Raw genomic sequence first — 14,475 nt, 5'->3', positions numbered from 1 at the left:
TTGACCCGGCCGGGCTGTCCGGCAAGGGTTCGTGACCGGACAGCCATCGTGGGAGGGGTAATGATGAGCGAACGAGTGACACTGCCGTCGATCCGGCGGCGAACGCTGTTGGGTGCCGCAGGCGCAGCAGTCGCGGCCGGCGGCGTCGTCGACGTACGGCAGGCGCACGCGAATCCGATCCGCAGCGACCCGTTCGGCCTTGGTGTCGCCAGCGGCGACCCGCTGTCGGACCGGGTGATCCTCTGGACCCGCCTGCTGCGCGACCCGGCGGACGGCGTTCGCCTCACCGATCGCGCCGTACAGGTCGGATGGCAGATCGCCACCGATGAGCGTTTCCGGCACGTGGTCAGGGCCGGGTCGGCGACAGCACGCGCGAATCTGGCTCACTCGATCCATGTGGACGCCGCCGGGTTGCGGCCGGGGCGGGACTACTTCTACCGGTTCCGCACCGGCAGATTCATCAGTCCTGTCGGGCACACCCGCACGGCGCCGGCTCCGCACAGCGCGGCCGCGCGGCTGCGGTTCGCCGTGGCCAACTGCCAGGACTGGCAGAACGGGTACTTCGGGGCGTACCGCGACATCGCCGCGTCCGACCTCGATCTGGTCCTGCACGTCGGCGACTACATCTACGAGTACGACCCGCAGCAGAACGCAGTACGGCAGCACAACGCATCCTCCGGGACCGCTGCGGGTGCCGATCAGCTGATCACGCTCGCCGACTATCGCAACCGGCATGCGCTGTACAAGTCCGACCCTGCACTGCAGGCGGCCCACGCAGCACTGCCTTTCATCTCGACGTGGGATGACCACGAGACCGAGAACAACTACGCCGGTCTGATCGACGAGCAGGACGCCCCGCCGTGGCACCAGACACCTGAGCAGTTCAAGCTCCAGCGGGCCGCGGCGTACCAGGCCTGGTACGAGCACACCCCGGTCCGGGCGACGAACCGTGGCAGCTGGTCCGACCTGCGGATCTACCGCCGCTTCGACTTCGGCACGCTGCTGCGGCTGAACGTGCTCGACACCCGGCAGTACCGCACCGACCAGCCCGGCGGCGGTCTGCCGACCGGAGGTCTGCCGTCCGACTTCGGGCCGCAGGCACTCGGCGACACGAACGTGACCGGCACGCTGACCGGTCCGGTCCAGGAGAAGTGGCTGCTGGACGGCCTGCGTACGTCGCACAGCCGGTGGAACGTGCTCGGGCAGCAGGTGATGATGGCGCCGACCAGGTTCATCGCACCGCCGCCGGCCTCGGTGGTCAACCTCGACCAGTGGGACGGCTACACGCCGCAGCGCCGTCGGCTGCTCGCTGCGATCGCCGCCAGCAAGGCCGCGAACCCGGTGGTGATCGCCGGCGACATCCACTCGACCTGGATCAACGATCTTCGGCTCACGGTGGACGACCCGTCCGCGCCGGTGGTGGCCAGCGAGTTCGTCTCGACGTCGATCACCTCGGACTTCCCGGCGGCGTTCGTGCCGATCGCCGAGCAGTCCAACGCCGCCTTCAACCCGTGGGTTCGCTACTTCAACGGCCGCACCCACGGCTGGCTGCGGATGGACGTCGACCACACCCGCTGGCTGACCGAGGAGCGTTCGGTGTCGTCGGTCGCCGTACCCGATGCGCCGTCGTCCACCACAGCCCGTTGGGCCGTGGAGGCCGGCAAGCCAGGAGTTGTCCCGGCCTGACGAGGCAACGCTAGAGCGCGTCAGCGCGGGACTGCAGGTAGCGCTGTTCGGGAAGGCTCTGCGTGAGCCGCGCGGCAAGCTCGTAAGCCTGTCGCGCGGCAACCGCGGAGCCGGACAGCTCCAGCAGATGAGCACGAACAGCAGCCAACCGATGGTGCCCCTGCAACGCGGCGTCCACATCGTCGAGCAACGCCAAGCCGGCGGCCGGCCCGTGCACCATCGCGACCGCGACGATCCGGTTCAGCGTCACCATCGGCCCCGGCGCGGTCGACTCGAGAAGTTCGTACAGCATCAGGATCTCGCGCCAGTCCGTGTCCTCGGCCTGCGCCGCCGAGTCGTGGACCGCGGCGATCGCAGCCTGCAACTGATAGCGCCCGACCGGCGCCGACTGCAGCGTGGACGTGATCAACTCGGTGCCTTCGGCAACCGCCTTGGCGTCCCACAACGTCCGGTCCTGCTCCGGCAACGGCACCAGCGCCCCGTCCGCCGTCGTACGGGCGGGCCGGCGCGCATCCGTCAGCAGCATCAACGCCAGCAGCCCGGCCACCTCACCTTCCGCCGGCAGCTGCGCCCGCAACTGCCGGGTCAGCCGGATCGCCTCCGTGCTCAGCTCGACCCGGTGCAGCGACGTACCGGACGACGCCGTGTAGCCCTCGTTGAAGATCAGATACAGCACATGCAGTACGGCGGCCAGCCGCTCGGGCTGCTCCGACGCCGGCGGCATCGCGAACCGCGCGCCCTGGAGCTTCGCCTTCGCCCGGCTGATCCGCTGCCCGATCGTTGCCTCGGGCACCAGAAATGCCCGGGCGATCTCGCCGGTGGTCAGCCCGCCGACCGCGCGCAGCGTGAGCGCGACCTGTGACTGTGACGTCAGCGCCGGGTGGCAGCACAGCATCAGCAACGTCAACGAGTCATCGACCGACGACGCGGACTCTGGATCCGGCGCGACGGCGACCGCCTCCTCCCGCCGCGTCCGCGCTGCCTCGTTCCGCAGTACCTCGATCCGCCGCCGCGACGCGACCGTGATCAGCCAGCCGCGCGGATTCGCCGGAACACCCTCACCAGGCCACTGCAGCGACGCGGCCAGCAGAGCCTCCTGTACGGCGTCCTCGCACGCGTCGAAGTCGCCGTACCGCCGGACCAGCGCGGCCAGCACCTGCGGCGCCTGCTCCCGCAGCAGCTCCTCGATCACATGTACGCGCCGAGATCACGGACCGGACGGACCTCCACGACGCTGAACGGAGCCTCCGGGATCTGCGCGACGATCTCCACCGCCCGGTCCATCGAGTCGCAGTCCAGCAGGTAGAACCCGGCCAGCTGCTCCTTCACCTCGGCGAACGGCCCGTCCGTCGTCAGCGGCTTCCCGTCGCGCACAAGCACTTGTTTGGTCAGCCCCGGATCGTCCAATGACTCCGACGCGACCAGCTCCCCGCGGGCCTCGAGCGCCTCGTGCAGACCGGCGTACCCCGCCATGCCTTCCTGCTTCTGCTCGTCGGACAGCGAGTCCCACACCGCCCGCGATTCCGGATTCCCGTAGATCAGCACCAAGAACTTCATGATCGGCCTCCCGTTCCAAGGATCACTCTCGGGTATCGATCGGGTCACCGGTTCGCACCAGCCATAGCGGACCACGAACGGGCGCGTTCAGGTAATCAGGGGAAAGCCGGGGCATGCCCCGGCATGGCCGGACGTAAACGTGTCGAGGTGCCCCAGTAGAGTTACGACGGGTATCAGGGTGAGAGAGGGAGGGGTCGCGTGCCGGACTTGGAAGTGTCCGACCGGGTTTGGACGATCCCGAACGCGCTCAGCTTCCTCAGGTTGCTGGGTGTGCCGCTGTTCCTGTGGCTGGTGCTCGGCCCCAAGGAGGACGGCTGGGCGCTGCTGGTGCTGGCGATCTCCGGGTTCACCGACTGGGCCGACGGCCAGATCGCCCGCCGGATGAACCAGACCAGCCGGCTGGGCCAGATGCTCGACCCGGTGGCCGACCGGCTGTACATCTTCGCGACCGTCGTCGGCCTGGCGCTGCGCGACATCATCCCGTGGTGGCTGGCGATCGCGCTGCCGCTGCGGGACCTGCTGCTGACGCTGACCCTGCCGGCCCTGCACCGCCGCGGCTTCAACGCGCTGCCGGTGCACTTCCTCGGCAAGTCCGCCACGTTCTGCCTGCTGTACGCGTTCCCGCTGCTCCTGCTCGGCGACGGCGACTCCACCCTCAACCTGCTCGCCCGCGTGTTCGGCTGGGCGTTCGCGATCTGGGGGACCGGTCTGTACTACTGGGCCGGCGCGCTGTACTTCGCGCAGTTGCGGCACCTCGTCCAGACGGTGAAGCCGATCAAGGACGCGGCCGGGTAGACCCGTGACACAGCAAGCCCCCCAACAACCGGCGCAGAAGCCCCGGCGCGTCGACGCGTCGATGTCGCTGCTGAACAACCTGATGGCGCACCCGATCGACGAGGGGTACGCCGTCGCCGCCCGGACCCGCCCCAAGGACGGCGCCAGGGCGCTCCGCTCCCGGCACCGGATCATGCTCGTGGCGGCGACGCTCGTGCTCGGCTTCCTGCTCGCGGTAGCCGCTTCGCAGAACTACCGCAGCGCCCCGGAGGCCGAGAAGCAGCGCAACGAGCTGATCGACCGGATCAACCAGGCCGACGACCGGCTGACCGGCCTGCGCAACCACCAGTCCGACCTCGCCGACGAGGTACGCCGGTTGCAGGCGAGCGGACTGAGCAACGACAGCACCGGCGCCGCGCTGCAGCAGAAGCTCGACGACCTGGAGCTGCAGACCGGGGCGATCTCGGTCGCCGGTCCCGGGCTGAAGGCGGTCATCGACGATGCGAAGAACGCCGACTCCAAAGAGGGCCGGCTGCTCGACGTCGATCTGCAGCAGCTGGTCAACGGCCTGTGGACGTCCGGCGCGGAGGCGGTCTCGGTGAACGGTCACCGGATCACCTCGCTGACCGCGATCCGCGGCGCGGGCAGTGCGATCACGGTCGACTACAGCTCGCTGACCCCGCCGTACACGGTGCTCGCGATCGGAGACACCGCGACCATGCCGGCCCGGTTCGCGCAGAGCTCGGGCGGGCGCTGGGTGCAGTACCTGGTCAGCAACTTCGATGTCCGGATGACGATCACGACGGAGGACTCCTTGCTGGTGCCGGCCGATGCGACCATCGCGTTGCGCTACGCGAAAGTGGGATCGAGATGATCGCCGTACTCGGACTGGTGATCGGTGTCGTGATCGGTCTGCTGGTCGCGCCCGACGTGCCGGACTGGGCCCAGCCCTACCTGCCGATCGCGGTCGTGGCCGCGCTCGACGCGGTGTTCGGCGCGCTCCGGGCGTTCCTGGACGGGATCTTCGACGACAAGGTGTTCGTGGTGTCGTTCGTCTCGAACGTGCTGATCGCGGCCCTGATCGTGTACCTGGGTGACCAGCTCGGCGTCGGCTCGCAGCTGTCGACCGGCGTGGTCGTCGTGCTCGGCATCCGGATCTTCACCAACATGGCGGCCATCCGGCGCCACATCTTCCGGGCCTGACATGGCTGACGAGAATCCCGACAGGCCCGAGCAACCGGCCAAGCCTGAGCCACCGGTCCAGCCCGAGCAGCCGGCCAAGCCTGAGCAGGTGGCCAAGCCAGCGGTCGACGCGCCGCAGCCCGCGACGCCGACACCGATGCCCAAGCCGAAGACGCCCAACCTTGCGTTGCGGCGGCTCAAGTCCGGGTTCAAACCGTCCCGCGGCCAGGCGATCGTGGCCGTCGTACTGGCGCTGGTCGCCTGTGTGGCCGTGGTCCAGGTCCGGGTGAACCGGGCCGACGACGGCTACCAGAACGCCCGCCGCGAGGACCTGATCGCGATCCTGGACGGCCTCGGCCAGAACACCCGCCGGCTGGAGAGCGAGATCGCCGACCTGGAGGAGCGGAAGAACTCGCTGTCCTCCAGCGCCGACAAGGCACAGACGGCGCGCGAGCAGGCGGAGGCCCAGGTCCGCACCCTCGGCATCCTGGCCGGTACGCTGCCCGCGACAGGTCCCGGTGTCCGGATCACGCTGAACGACCCGCAGGGCAAGATGACCTCGAGCAACCTGCTGGACGCGATCGAGGAGTTGCGCGATGCCGGTGCCGAGGCGATCCAGATCAACGGGTCGGTCCGGGTGGTCGCCAGCACCGACTTCGTGGACGACCCGCCGGGGATCCGGATCGACGGTCAGAAGGTCAACTCGCCGTACGTGATCGAGGCGATCGGGGAGTCGCACAACCTGGCCGAGGCGGCCAACTTCCCCGGCGGTCTGGTCAGCGAGGTGACCGGTCCGCAGGTGGGTGGAACGGCGGAGGTGAACGAGCTGACGACCGTCCCGATCGCCGCCTTGCACGCGCCGGAGGAGCCTCGTTACGCTCGCCCGGCGCCCAGCCCGACCAAGTAGCTGTTCTCCTTGAGTGAAAGAGGAACGAAGGTGTACCCCGAAGACCTGAAGTACACGGCCGAGCACGAGTGGCTGAAGGCCGGTAGCGACGGACCGGTGCGGGTCGGCATCACCGACTTCGCGCAGGACCAGCTCGGCGACATCGTGTACGTGCAGCTGCCCGAGGTCGGCAGCACGGTGCGGGCCGGCGACGCCTGTGGGGAGCTGGAGTCGACCAAGAGCGTGAGCGATCTGTTCGCTCCGGTGAACGGCACCGTGACCGCCGTGAACGAGGCGCTCGCCGACCAGCCGGACCTGGTGAACAGCGATCCGTACGGCGAGGGCTGGCTGCTCGACATCGAGGTCGAGGACGCGGCCGAGGTCGCCGCGCTGATGGACGCCGATGCCTATCAGGGACAGCTCGACCAGAGCTGATAGGTTTTGGGGCCTCAACCGCTGGTCGAGGGTTGAGGCCCTCTCATCTTGTTCCAGCACGTCACACTGTTCATACGGGGTCTATCGAAAACGTCGCCGGACACCCGGCGATCGGGAGGATCACAGCATGCCGTTCTGCAACCAGTGCGGGCACGAGAACTCCGAGGGCAGCCGGTTCTGCTCGCAGTGCGGAGCGATGCTGCCTGGCGCGGACCGCCCGGCGGCAGCACCGGCGACCCCTCAGCCGACGCCGGGCGTCACCGACACCGCGATGCTGACTCCGATCGGCGCGGAGCCGGAGCCGGAGCAGACCGGTGAGCCGCTGTCCGCCGACGACGAGGCCGCTGTCGGCGCGCTGCCGGCCGGGTCGGCTCTGCTGATCGTCCAGCGCGGCCCGAACGCGGGCAGCCGGTTCCTGCTCGACGTCGACGTCGTCACCGCGGGACGCCACCCGGACAGCGACATCTTCCTCGACGACGTGACCGTGTCCCGCCGGCACGCGGAGTTCCGCCGCGACGGGTACGGCGTGAAGGTCCGCGACGTCGGCAGCCTGAACGGCACGTACGTCAACCGCGACCGGATCGACGAGGTCCAGCTGAACAACGGTGACGAGGTTCAGATCGGCAAGTACCGGCTGGTGTACTACGCCAGTGGCCAGGCCTGATCCGAGCGCCGCTGATTCCACGGCCGGCGGGCCGGCGGACGGTCGCGGCATCGGCCAGGTGCTGCAGCTGCTGCAGGCCGAGTTCGCCGACGTCACGATCTCCAAGATCCGGTTCCTCGAGGCCGAGGGACTGGTGACGCCTGCCCGTACGGCGTCGGGGTACCGCAAGTTCAGTGCCGCCGACGTCGAGCGGCTGCGGTACGTGCTGACCGCGCAACGCGACCAGTACCTGCCGCTGAAGGTCATCAAGGAACATCTCGGCGCGATCGACCGCGGCCTGCGACCCGCCGCCGCGGGGCCGCCGGTCGCGCCGAGCTCGTTGCCGCAGACCCCCGGTCAGCCGGTCGCGGACGATTTCGGTGCCTCGGGCACCGAGCTGCGGCTGACCCGGGCCGAGCTGCAGGCCGCCGCTGGCGTCTCCGCCGAGTTGCTCGGCGAGCTGGAGAGCCACGGGCTGGTGGTGGCCAGCGGCAACCACTACGCGGGCGACGCGATCGTGATCGCCCAGGTCGCCGCGGAGCTGGCCGGGTACGGGCTCGAGCCCCGGCACCTGCGCGCGTTCCGTACGGCGGCCGATCGGGAGGTGGGGCTGATCGAGCAGGTCACCGGTCCCCGCCGTACCGAACAGACCGGGGAGCTGGCCGCGCTCACGGTTCGGTTGCACACCGCACTGGTCCGGTCCCGCCTGCCGCGTCCGTAACAACCGGCCGGGCACCTAGGGGCTTCCCTGCGGAGTAGGCTGAAGGGGTGCGCGAAGTCGACGTGGTCGGAGTCCGGGTTGAGATGCCCTCGAGTCAGCCGATCGTGCTGCTGAAAGAGGTCGGCGGAGAGCGGTACCTGCCGATCTGGATCGGGGCCGCCGAGGCCAGTGCGATCGCGTTCGCCCAGCAGGGCATGGAGCCGCCCCGGCCGCTGACCCACGATCTGTTCGCCGAGACCATCCGGGTGCTCGGGCACACGCTCAGCCAGGTCCGGATCGTGAACCTGAACGACGGCGTGTTCGAGGCGATCCTGGTCTTCGACGACAAGACCGAGATCTCCGCCCGGCCGTCGGACTCGATCGCGCTCGCGCTGCGTACCGGCACCCCGGTGTTCTGCGCGGAGGAGATCCTGGCCGAGGCCGGCATCCCGGTCCCGGAGAGTGAGACGGAAGACGACGAAGTGGTGGAGGAAGAGGAGGTCGAGCGGTTCCGGGAGTTCCTCGACCAGGTGACCCCGGAGGACTTCGACAAGAGTTAGCCCCACCCGTCGGTTTGGCCCCGGGTGGTACAAGATCGGCTTGGTAACGATTCGTACGGCGGTCGCGACACGCTCCCGGCTCGGTGCGGTTGTCGTTGACCCGGTTGGGGCGGCGGCTTACCGTGAAGGAGTCGTGGGGTGCTGTCACTCCACGGAGATGGCTCGTTCCAGTCGGTATCCAGGGAGGCTCAGGCGTGACACGCACCGGCGACACGGATCTGACGGCGCAGTCGACGTCCGACGCGCACGCCGAGGCTGTGGCAGCTGCTACGGCCACCGCCGGCGTCCAGGGTCTGCTGTTCGACGACGACCTGCGACCGATGCCGGAGGATGTCGGGTTCCGCGGCCCGACGGCCTGCGCCGCGGCCGGGATCACCTACCGTCAGCTCGACTACTGGGCGCGCACGGGTCTGGTTTCCCCGTCGGTTCGCCCGGCGACCGGCTCCGGGACGCAGCGGTTGTACGGCTTCCGTGACGTTCTGTTGCTGAAGGTGATCAAGCGGCTGCTCGACGCCGGCATCTCGCTGCAGCAGATCCGGACCGCGATCGCGCACCTGAGCAAGCGCGGGTTCGACGACCTGACCCAGATCACGCTGATGAGCGACGGCGCGTCGGTGTACATGTGCTCCTCGCCCGACGAGGTGATCGACCTGCTGGCCGGCGGCCAGGGCGTGTTCGGTATCGCGCTCGGCGGCGTGTGGCGCGAGGTCGAGGGTTCGCTGTCCGAGCTGCCCACGGAGCGTGCCGACGGCCACGACGAAGGCGACTCCGACGGCCACGCCGGCGATGAGCTGGCAGCCCGCCGTCGCGCCCGGATGACGGGCTGACATAGCTTTACCTTCGTGCGCCCACTCACTGCCGACTCGCTCCGTGGTGTGTGGGCGACGTTGTTGCTGCCGCTGAACGCCGACGACTCGCTCGACTTCACTCGGCTGGAGCTTGAAGCAGAAGCACTCAGCACGAGCGCGGTCGACGGCCTGTATGCCCACGGCACGGCGGGCGAGTTCCAGACGCTGACCGAGGACGAGTTCGACCAGATCAACGCGATCCTTGCGGCGGCAGGTAAACCGTTCCAGATCGGTGCCAGTCATCCGTCGGCCCAGGTCCAGCTCTCCCGCGCCGAACGGGCGGCGAAGCTCGCACCTGGCGCGATCCAGGTGATCGCCCCGGACTGGCTGCCGCTCAACGACGCTGAGTTGCTGAGCTTCTTCCGGCGGGTGGCCGAGGTGGCGGGGGATGTGCCGCTGGTCTTCTACAACCCGCCGCACGCGAAGACCGCTGTCGGACCCCAGCAGTTGCGTGAACTGGCCGAGGCAGTGCCGACTCTGATCGGGTTGAAGACCGCGGGCGGTGACAAAGCCTGGTTCGACGAGGCGTCCAAGTCCGGACTGGCGATCTTCGTGCCCGGGCACTTCCTGGCGAGTATGTCGTTACTCGGTGCGCACGGGAGCTACTCGAACGTCGCCGCGCTGTCGCCCGACGGCGCCGTACGGACTGCTCGTGATCTGGACGTCGAGCGGCGGATCGCGGAGTTCTTTGCAGGCCATGTCGCGCCGCTGCAGAAGATCGGGCTGTCGAACCCGGCGCTGGACAAGTTCCTGGCCGCGGTCGGGGACTGGGCCGACGTCGGCACCCGGGTCCGCTGGCCGATGCAGTCGGCGACCGCGGAGCAGGTCGAGGCCGCGAAGCCGGCCGCCCGGCGACTGCTGCCCGAACTGTTCCAGGATTCCTGGTAGCCTCGACTCAGCCGTAAACAGCACTCGGGAGAGACCCGTGTCATCGGGCGCCGAAGGGGCAATTCCTCCCCGGAACCTCTCAGGCCCATGGACCGAGTGCCTCAGGCGACTCTGAAGCACGTTCGTGTGACAGAGGGGGAGGCGACCGGAAGCATTGTCAGCAACGGAGCCTCTGATGACCGAACTCTCCGCAATCTTCGCCGACCGCCACATCGGGCCACGCCCCGACGAGGTCGCACGCATGGTGGAACTGCTCGGGTACGCCGACGTCGACGCGCTCGTCGATGCCGCCGTACCGGACTCGATCCGCTCGGCCGAGCCGCTCCGGCTGCCTGAGCCGGCGTCCGAGGTCGACGCGCTGACCGAGCTCCGCCAGCTCGCGGCCCGCAACAACGTCGCGACCTCGATGATCGGCCAGGGGTATTACGGCACCTTCACGCCGTCCGTGATCGTGCGACGACTGGTCGAGAACCCGGCCTGGTACACCGCCTACACGCCGTACCAGCCGGAGATCTCCCAGGGCCGCCTCGAGGCGCTGCTGAACTTCCAGACCGTCGTCTCCGACCTGACCGGTCTGCCGACCGCGAACGCGTCGCTGCTCGACGAGGGCACCGCGGCCGCCGAGGCGATGACACTGGCCCACCGCTCCAACAAGAAGAGCAAGTCCGACCGCTTCCTGGTCGACGCCGACTGCTTCGCCCAGACCGTCGCCGTCGTACAGACCCGGGCCGAGGCGCTCGGCATCGAGGTCGTCGTCGCCGACACCACCGAGGGCCTGCCCGAGGGCGACTTCTTCGGTCTCCTGGTGCAGTACCCGGGCTCCAACGGCGCCGTCCGCGACCTCAAGCCGCTGATCGAGGCGGCCCACGAGCGCGACACGTTGGTTGCCGTGGCCTCCGACCTGCTCGCGCTGACGCTGCTCGACGCACCGGGCGAGGCCGGCGCTGACATCGTGATCGGTTCCTCGCAGCGCTTCGGCGTACCGCTGTTCTACGGCGGCCCGCACGCCGGCTTCATGTCCGTGCGCTCCGGCCTCGAGCGGTCGTTGCCCGGTCGCCTCGTCGGCGTATCGGTCGACGCCGACGGCGCCCCGGCGTACCGGCTGGCGCTGCAGACCCGTGAGCAGCACATCCGCCGCGAGAAGGCCACCTCGAACATCTGTACGGCGCAGGTCCTGCTCGCCGTCGTCGCTTCGATGTACGCCGTCTACCACGGGCCGGACGGTCTGAAGGCGATCGCGGAGCGTGTCCACAACTACGCCGGCAAGCTGGCCGCCTCGCTGCGGGCCGGCGGGGTCGAGGTCGTGCACGACGACTTCTTCGACACCGTGCTCGCCCGCGTACCGGGTCAGGCAGCCGACGTGGTCGACGCCGCCCGGCAGAACGGGATCTGGCTGCGGCTCGTCGATGCGGACCACGTCGGCATCTCCTGCGACGAGAAGACCGATGTCGCCACGCTCACTCGCGTCTGCCAGTCCTTCGGCGTGCAGTACGACGACACGCTGAGCGCTGCCGCGATCGAAGTACCGCGGACAACGGAGTACTTGACGCACCCGGTGTTCAACACGCATCGGTCCGAGACGGCGATGCTGCGGTACCTACGCAAGCTGTCCGACAAGGACTACGCGCTGGACCGCGGGATGATCCCGCTGGGCTCCTGCACGATGAAGCTGAACGCGACCACCGAGATGGAGCCGGTCACCTGGCCGGAGTTCGCCGACGTGCACCCGTTCGCGCCGATCGAGGACGCGGCCGGGTACGTGAAGCTGATCGGTCAGCTCGAGCGCTGGCTGGCCGAGGTCACCGGCTACGCGAAGGTCTCGATCCAGCCGAACGCCGGCTCGCAGGGTGAGCTCGCCGGTCTGCTCGCGATCCGCGGATACCACCGGGCCCAGGGCAACGAGGACCGCAACGTCTGCCTGATCCCGGCGTCGGCGCACGGCACCAACGCCGCCTCCGCGGTGATGGCCGGTATGAAGGTTGTCGTTGTCAAAGGCAACGACGACGGCACGATCGACCTGGACGACCTGCGGGCGAAGGCTTCCGAGCACGCTGACAAGCTCGCCGCGATCATGATCACGTACCCGTCGACCCACGGCGTGTACGAGGAGAGCGTGCGCGAGGTCTGCCAGATCGTCCACGACCACGGCGGCCAGGTGTACGTCGACGGCGCGAACCTGAACGCCCTGCTCGGGCTGGCGAAGCCGGGCGAGTTCGGCGGCGACGTCAGCCACCTGAACCTGCACAAGACCTTCTGCATCCCGCACGGTGGCGGCGGTCCGGGTGTCGGCCCGGTCGGCGTCGCCGCGCACCTCGCGCCGTACCTGCCGAACCACCCGCTGCTGGACCAGGCCGGTCCCGAGTCCGGTGTCGGCCCGATCAGTGCGGCGCCGTTCGGGTCCGCGGGCGTGCTGGCGATCTCGTGGGCGTACATCCGGATGATGGGCGCCGAGGGGCTGACTGCCGCGACGAAGACCGCCGTACTGAGCGCCAACTACGTGGCGAAGCGACTCGAGGGCGCGTTCCCCGTGCTGTACACGGGTGAGAGCGGCCTGGTCGCGCACGAGTGCATCCTGGACCTGCGGCCGATGACCAAGGAGACCGGGATCAGCGTCGATGACGTCGCGAAGCGGCTGATCGACTACGGGTTCCACGCGCCGACGATGTCGTTCCCGGTCGCGGGCACGCTGATGGTCGAGCCGACCGAGTCCGAGGACCTGGACGAGCTGGACCGCTTCTGCGACGCCATGATCGCGATCCGGCACGAGATCGACCGGGTCGCGGCGGGGGAGTGGCCGGCCGCGGACAACCCGCTGGTGAACGCGCCGCACACCGCCGAGTCGGTGATCAACGACAAGTGGGAGCACGCCTACACTCGCGAGGAGGCCGCGTTCCCGCGCTCGGTGGACCGCGCCTCGAAGTACTGGCCGCCGGTCCGCCGCATCGACGGCGCGTACGGCGACCGCAACCTGATCTGCTCCTGCCCGGCACCGGAGGCCTTCGAGTAATGTCTTTGCGTTCTGACACCGCCGCTGCTCTGTACGCCGAGATCGCGGCGGCTCAGAGCGAGGGAAAGTTGCCGTCGGTGAACGGCGGCGTGCTCCGGGATGGTGCGCTGGTGTGGACCGGCGCGCGCGGGCGGTTCGCGACGGCGGGCGAGGCGGCGCCGGGGCCGGACGTGCAGTACCGGATCGGGTCGATCACCAAGACGCTCACGGCGGTCCTGGTGCTGCAGTGCCGCGACGACGGGCTGCTGTCGCTGAACGATGCCGTGGGCAAGCATCTGCCCGGGATCGCGTTCGGGGACCGGACGATCCGGCATCTGCTCGCGCACAGCGGCGGGATGAACGCCGAGCCCGAAGGCCCTTGGTGGGAACGGAATCCGGGCGTCTCGTTCGACGAGCTGACGGCGGCGATGGACGAGTCGCAGGCGGCCGGTCCGGCGGATCGTCGGCATCACTACTCGAACCTCGGGTACGCCCTGCTCGGTGAGATCGTGGCGCGGTTGCGCGGATCGTCGTGGATCGAGTTGGCGCAGGAGCGCATTCTCGATCCGCTGGAGATGCGGCGTACGACGTACTTCCCGTCGACGCCCGCGGCCGAGGGGTTCTCGGTGCATCCGTTCAGCGGGCAGCTCGTGCCGGAGCCGGCGTACGACTCGGGCGCGATGGCGCCGGCCGGGCAGCTGTGGAGCACGATCGAGGATCTGGCCCGGTACGCGTCGTTCTGGATCGATCCGGTGCCCGAGGTGCTGAGCCGGGAGTCGGTCGAGGAGATGGCGGCTCCGGTCGCGTCGGATCCGCGGGAGGGGCTGACGGCGTCGTACGGGCTGGGGCTGCGGCTGATCGCGGACGATCCGCATCTGCTGATCGGTCACACCGGCTCGATGCCCGGGTTCCTCGCCGGGCTGTTCGTCGACCGGGTACGCCGGATCGGGGCCGTGACGCTCGGTAATGCGACGTACGGGCGGGTTGCCTCGCTGGCGCCTGACCTGGTCCGGATCCTGGCGGCGTACGAACCGCCGATCGCGCAGGAGTGGGTCCCTGAGCCGACGCTTGCCCAAGGCACCGATCTGCTCGGCCATTGGTACTGGGGCAACACGCCGCTCACGATCTCCGTCTCCGCGGGCATTCTGCAGCTCAGCGGTGGTCTGACCACGCGTCTTTCCCCGCTGGGACCGGACGTCTACCAGGGCCGGGACGGCTACCTGGCAGGCGAAAAACTGCGCGTCGTTCGTGACGGTGACTCCATCTCGCACCTCGACATCGCCACATTTGTCCTGACGAGAACGCCGTACGGCAGTTAGGCTGTGACGCA

The 14,475-nt window shown here is 69.1% G+C and carries 15 protein-coding genes and 1 riboswitch; of the genes, 13 read left to right on the top strand and 2 right to left on the bottom strand.

Features of this window, described 5'->3' with window-relative positions:
• The first annotated feature begins 63 nt into the window (after positions 1 to 63).
• Positions 64 to 1,686 (top strand): alkaline phosphatase D family protein, encoded by a 1,623-nt coding sequence (locus tag ACFWUU_RS17610; RefSeq protein ID WP_380176790.1) that lies wholly within the window; start codon positions 64 to 66, stop codon positions 1,684 to 1,686.
• A 10-nt stretch (positions 1,687 to 1,696) separates the two neighbouring features.
• Here the strand turns inward: ACFWUU_RS17610 and ACFWUU_RS17605 are convergent, their stop codons facing one another.
• Together ACFWUU_RS17605 and ACFWUU_RS17600 are read right to left on the bottom strand one after the other, a co-directional pair.
• On the bottom strand, positions 1,697 to 2,878 hold the full coding sequence (locus ACFWUU_RS17605; RefSeq protein WP_380176788.1) for an RNA polymerase sigma factor: 1,182 nt from the start codon (positions 2,876 to 2,878) through the stop codon (positions 1,697 to 1,699).
• Positions 2,875 to 3,243, bottom strand: a complete 369-nt coding sequence (locus ACFWUU_RS17600) for a YciI family protein (protein WP_380176786.1) — start codon at positions 3,241 to 3,243, stop codon at positions 2,875 to 2,877. The genes ACFWUU_RS17605 and ACFWUU_RS17600 overlap by 4 nt, the downstream gene beginning before the upstream one ends.
• A 198-nt stretch (positions 3,244 to 3,441) precedes the next feature.
• Here ACFWUU_RS17600 and ACFWUU_RS17595 point away from each other — a divergent pair, with 198 nt between their 5' ends.
• The 12 genes from ACFWUU_RS17595 (at position 3,442) to ACFWUU_RS17540 (ending at position 14,464) form a co-directional block, all read left to right on the top strand.
• Complete coding sequence (locus ACFWUU_RS17595) at positions 3,442 to 4,038, top strand: CDP-alcohol phosphatidyltransferase family protein (RefSeq protein WP_137254768.1); 597 nt, start codon at positions 3,442 to 3,444, stop codon at positions 4,036 to 4,038.
• A gap of 4 nt (positions 4,039 to 4,042) precedes the next feature.
• Positions 4,043 to 4,891: a DUF881 domain-containing protein gene (locus tag ACFWUU_RS17590; RefSeq protein ID WP_233714742.1), complete on the top strand. Its 849-nt coding sequence runs from the start codon at positions 4,043 to 4,045 to the stop codon at positions 4,889 to 4,891.
• Positions 4,888 to 5,220, top strand: a complete 333-nt coding sequence (locus ACFWUU_RS17585) for a small basic family protein (protein WP_012920789.1) — start codon at positions 4,888 to 4,890, stop codon at positions 5,218 to 5,220. The genes ACFWUU_RS17590 and ACFWUU_RS17585 overlap by 4 nt, the downstream gene beginning before the upstream one ends.
• A 1-nt stretch (position 5,221) precedes the next feature.
• The gene (locus tag ACFWUU_RS17580) at positions 5,222 to 6,106 is read left to right on the top strand and encodes a DUF881 domain-containing protein (protein WP_380176784.1); all 885 of its coding nucleotides are present in this window, start codon (positions 5,222 to 5,224) and stop codon (positions 6,104 to 6,106) included.
• A gap of 30 nt (positions 6,107 to 6,136) precedes the next feature.
• Positions 6,137 to 6,520, top strand: a complete 384-nt coding sequence (gene gcvH / locus ACFWUU_RS17575) for a glycine cleavage system protein GcvH (RefSeq protein ID WP_134098793.1) — start codon at positions 6,137 to 6,139, stop codon at positions 6,518 to 6,520.
• A 127-nt stretch (positions 6,521 to 6,647) separates the two neighbouring features.
• Positions 6,648 to 7,184, top strand: coding sequence for an FHA domain-containing protein (locus ACFWUU_RS17570; RefSeq protein ID WP_137254771.1), 537 nt, complete (start codon positions 6,648 to 6,650; stop codon positions 7,182 to 7,184).
• Positions 7,171 to 7,884, top strand: a complete 714-nt coding sequence (locus ACFWUU_RS17565; protein ID WP_380176781.1) for a MerR family transcriptional regulator — start codon at positions 7,171 to 7,173, stop codon at positions 7,882 to 7,884. Before ACFWUU_RS17570 ends, ACFWUU_RS17565 begins: the two co-directional genes overlap by 14 nt.
• A gap of 47 nt (positions 7,885 to 7,931) precedes the next feature.
• A complete protein-coding gene (locus tag ACFWUU_RS17560) occupies positions 7,932 to 8,423 on the top strand; it encodes a bifunctional nuclease family protein (protein ID WP_137254773.1) in 492 nt (163 codons plus the stop codon).
• A gap of 320 nt (positions 8,424 to 8,743) precedes the next feature.
• Entirely contained in the window at positions 8,744 to 9,250 is a 507-nt protein-coding gene (locus ACFWUU_RS17555; protein ID WP_233714804.1) for a MerR family transcriptional regulator, read from the top strand.
• A gap of 15 nt (positions 9,251 to 9,265) precedes the next feature.
• A complete protein-coding gene (locus ACFWUU_RS17550) occupies positions 9,266 to 10,159 on the top strand; it encodes a dihydrodipicolinate synthase family protein (protein ID WP_380176779.1) in 894 nt (297 codons plus the stop codon).
• A 15-nt stretch (positions 10,160 to 10,174) separates the two neighbouring features.
• Positions 10,175 to 10,264: riboswitch (glycine riboswitch) on the top strand.
• A 70-nt stretch (positions 10,265 to 10,334) separates the two neighbouring features.
• A complete protein-coding gene (gene gcvP / locus ACFWUU_RS17545; protein WP_380176777.1) occupies positions 10,335 to 13,166 on the top strand; it encodes an aminomethyl-transferring glycine dehydrogenase in 2,832 nt (943 codons plus the stop codon).
• Positions 13,166 to 14,464 (top strand): serine hydrolase domain-containing protein, encoded by a 1,299-nt coding sequence (locus tag ACFWUU_RS17540; protein ID WP_380176775.1) that lies wholly within the window; start codon positions 13,166 to 13,168, stop codon positions 14,462 to 14,464. The genes gcvP and ACFWUU_RS17540 overlap by 1 nt, the downstream gene beginning before the upstream one ends.
• Positions 14,465 to 14,475 lie beyond the last annotated feature (11 nt).

Origin of the sequence: Kribbella sp. NPDC058693, assembly GCF_042715335.1 — a bacterium.
Lineage (GTDB): Bacteria > Actinomycetota > Actinomycetes > Propionibacteriales > Kribbellaceae > Kribbella > Kribbella jiaozuonensis.
The sequence above is the reverse complement of the archived record's forward strand: the minus strand, read 5'-3'. Positions and strand labels throughout refer to the sequence as shown.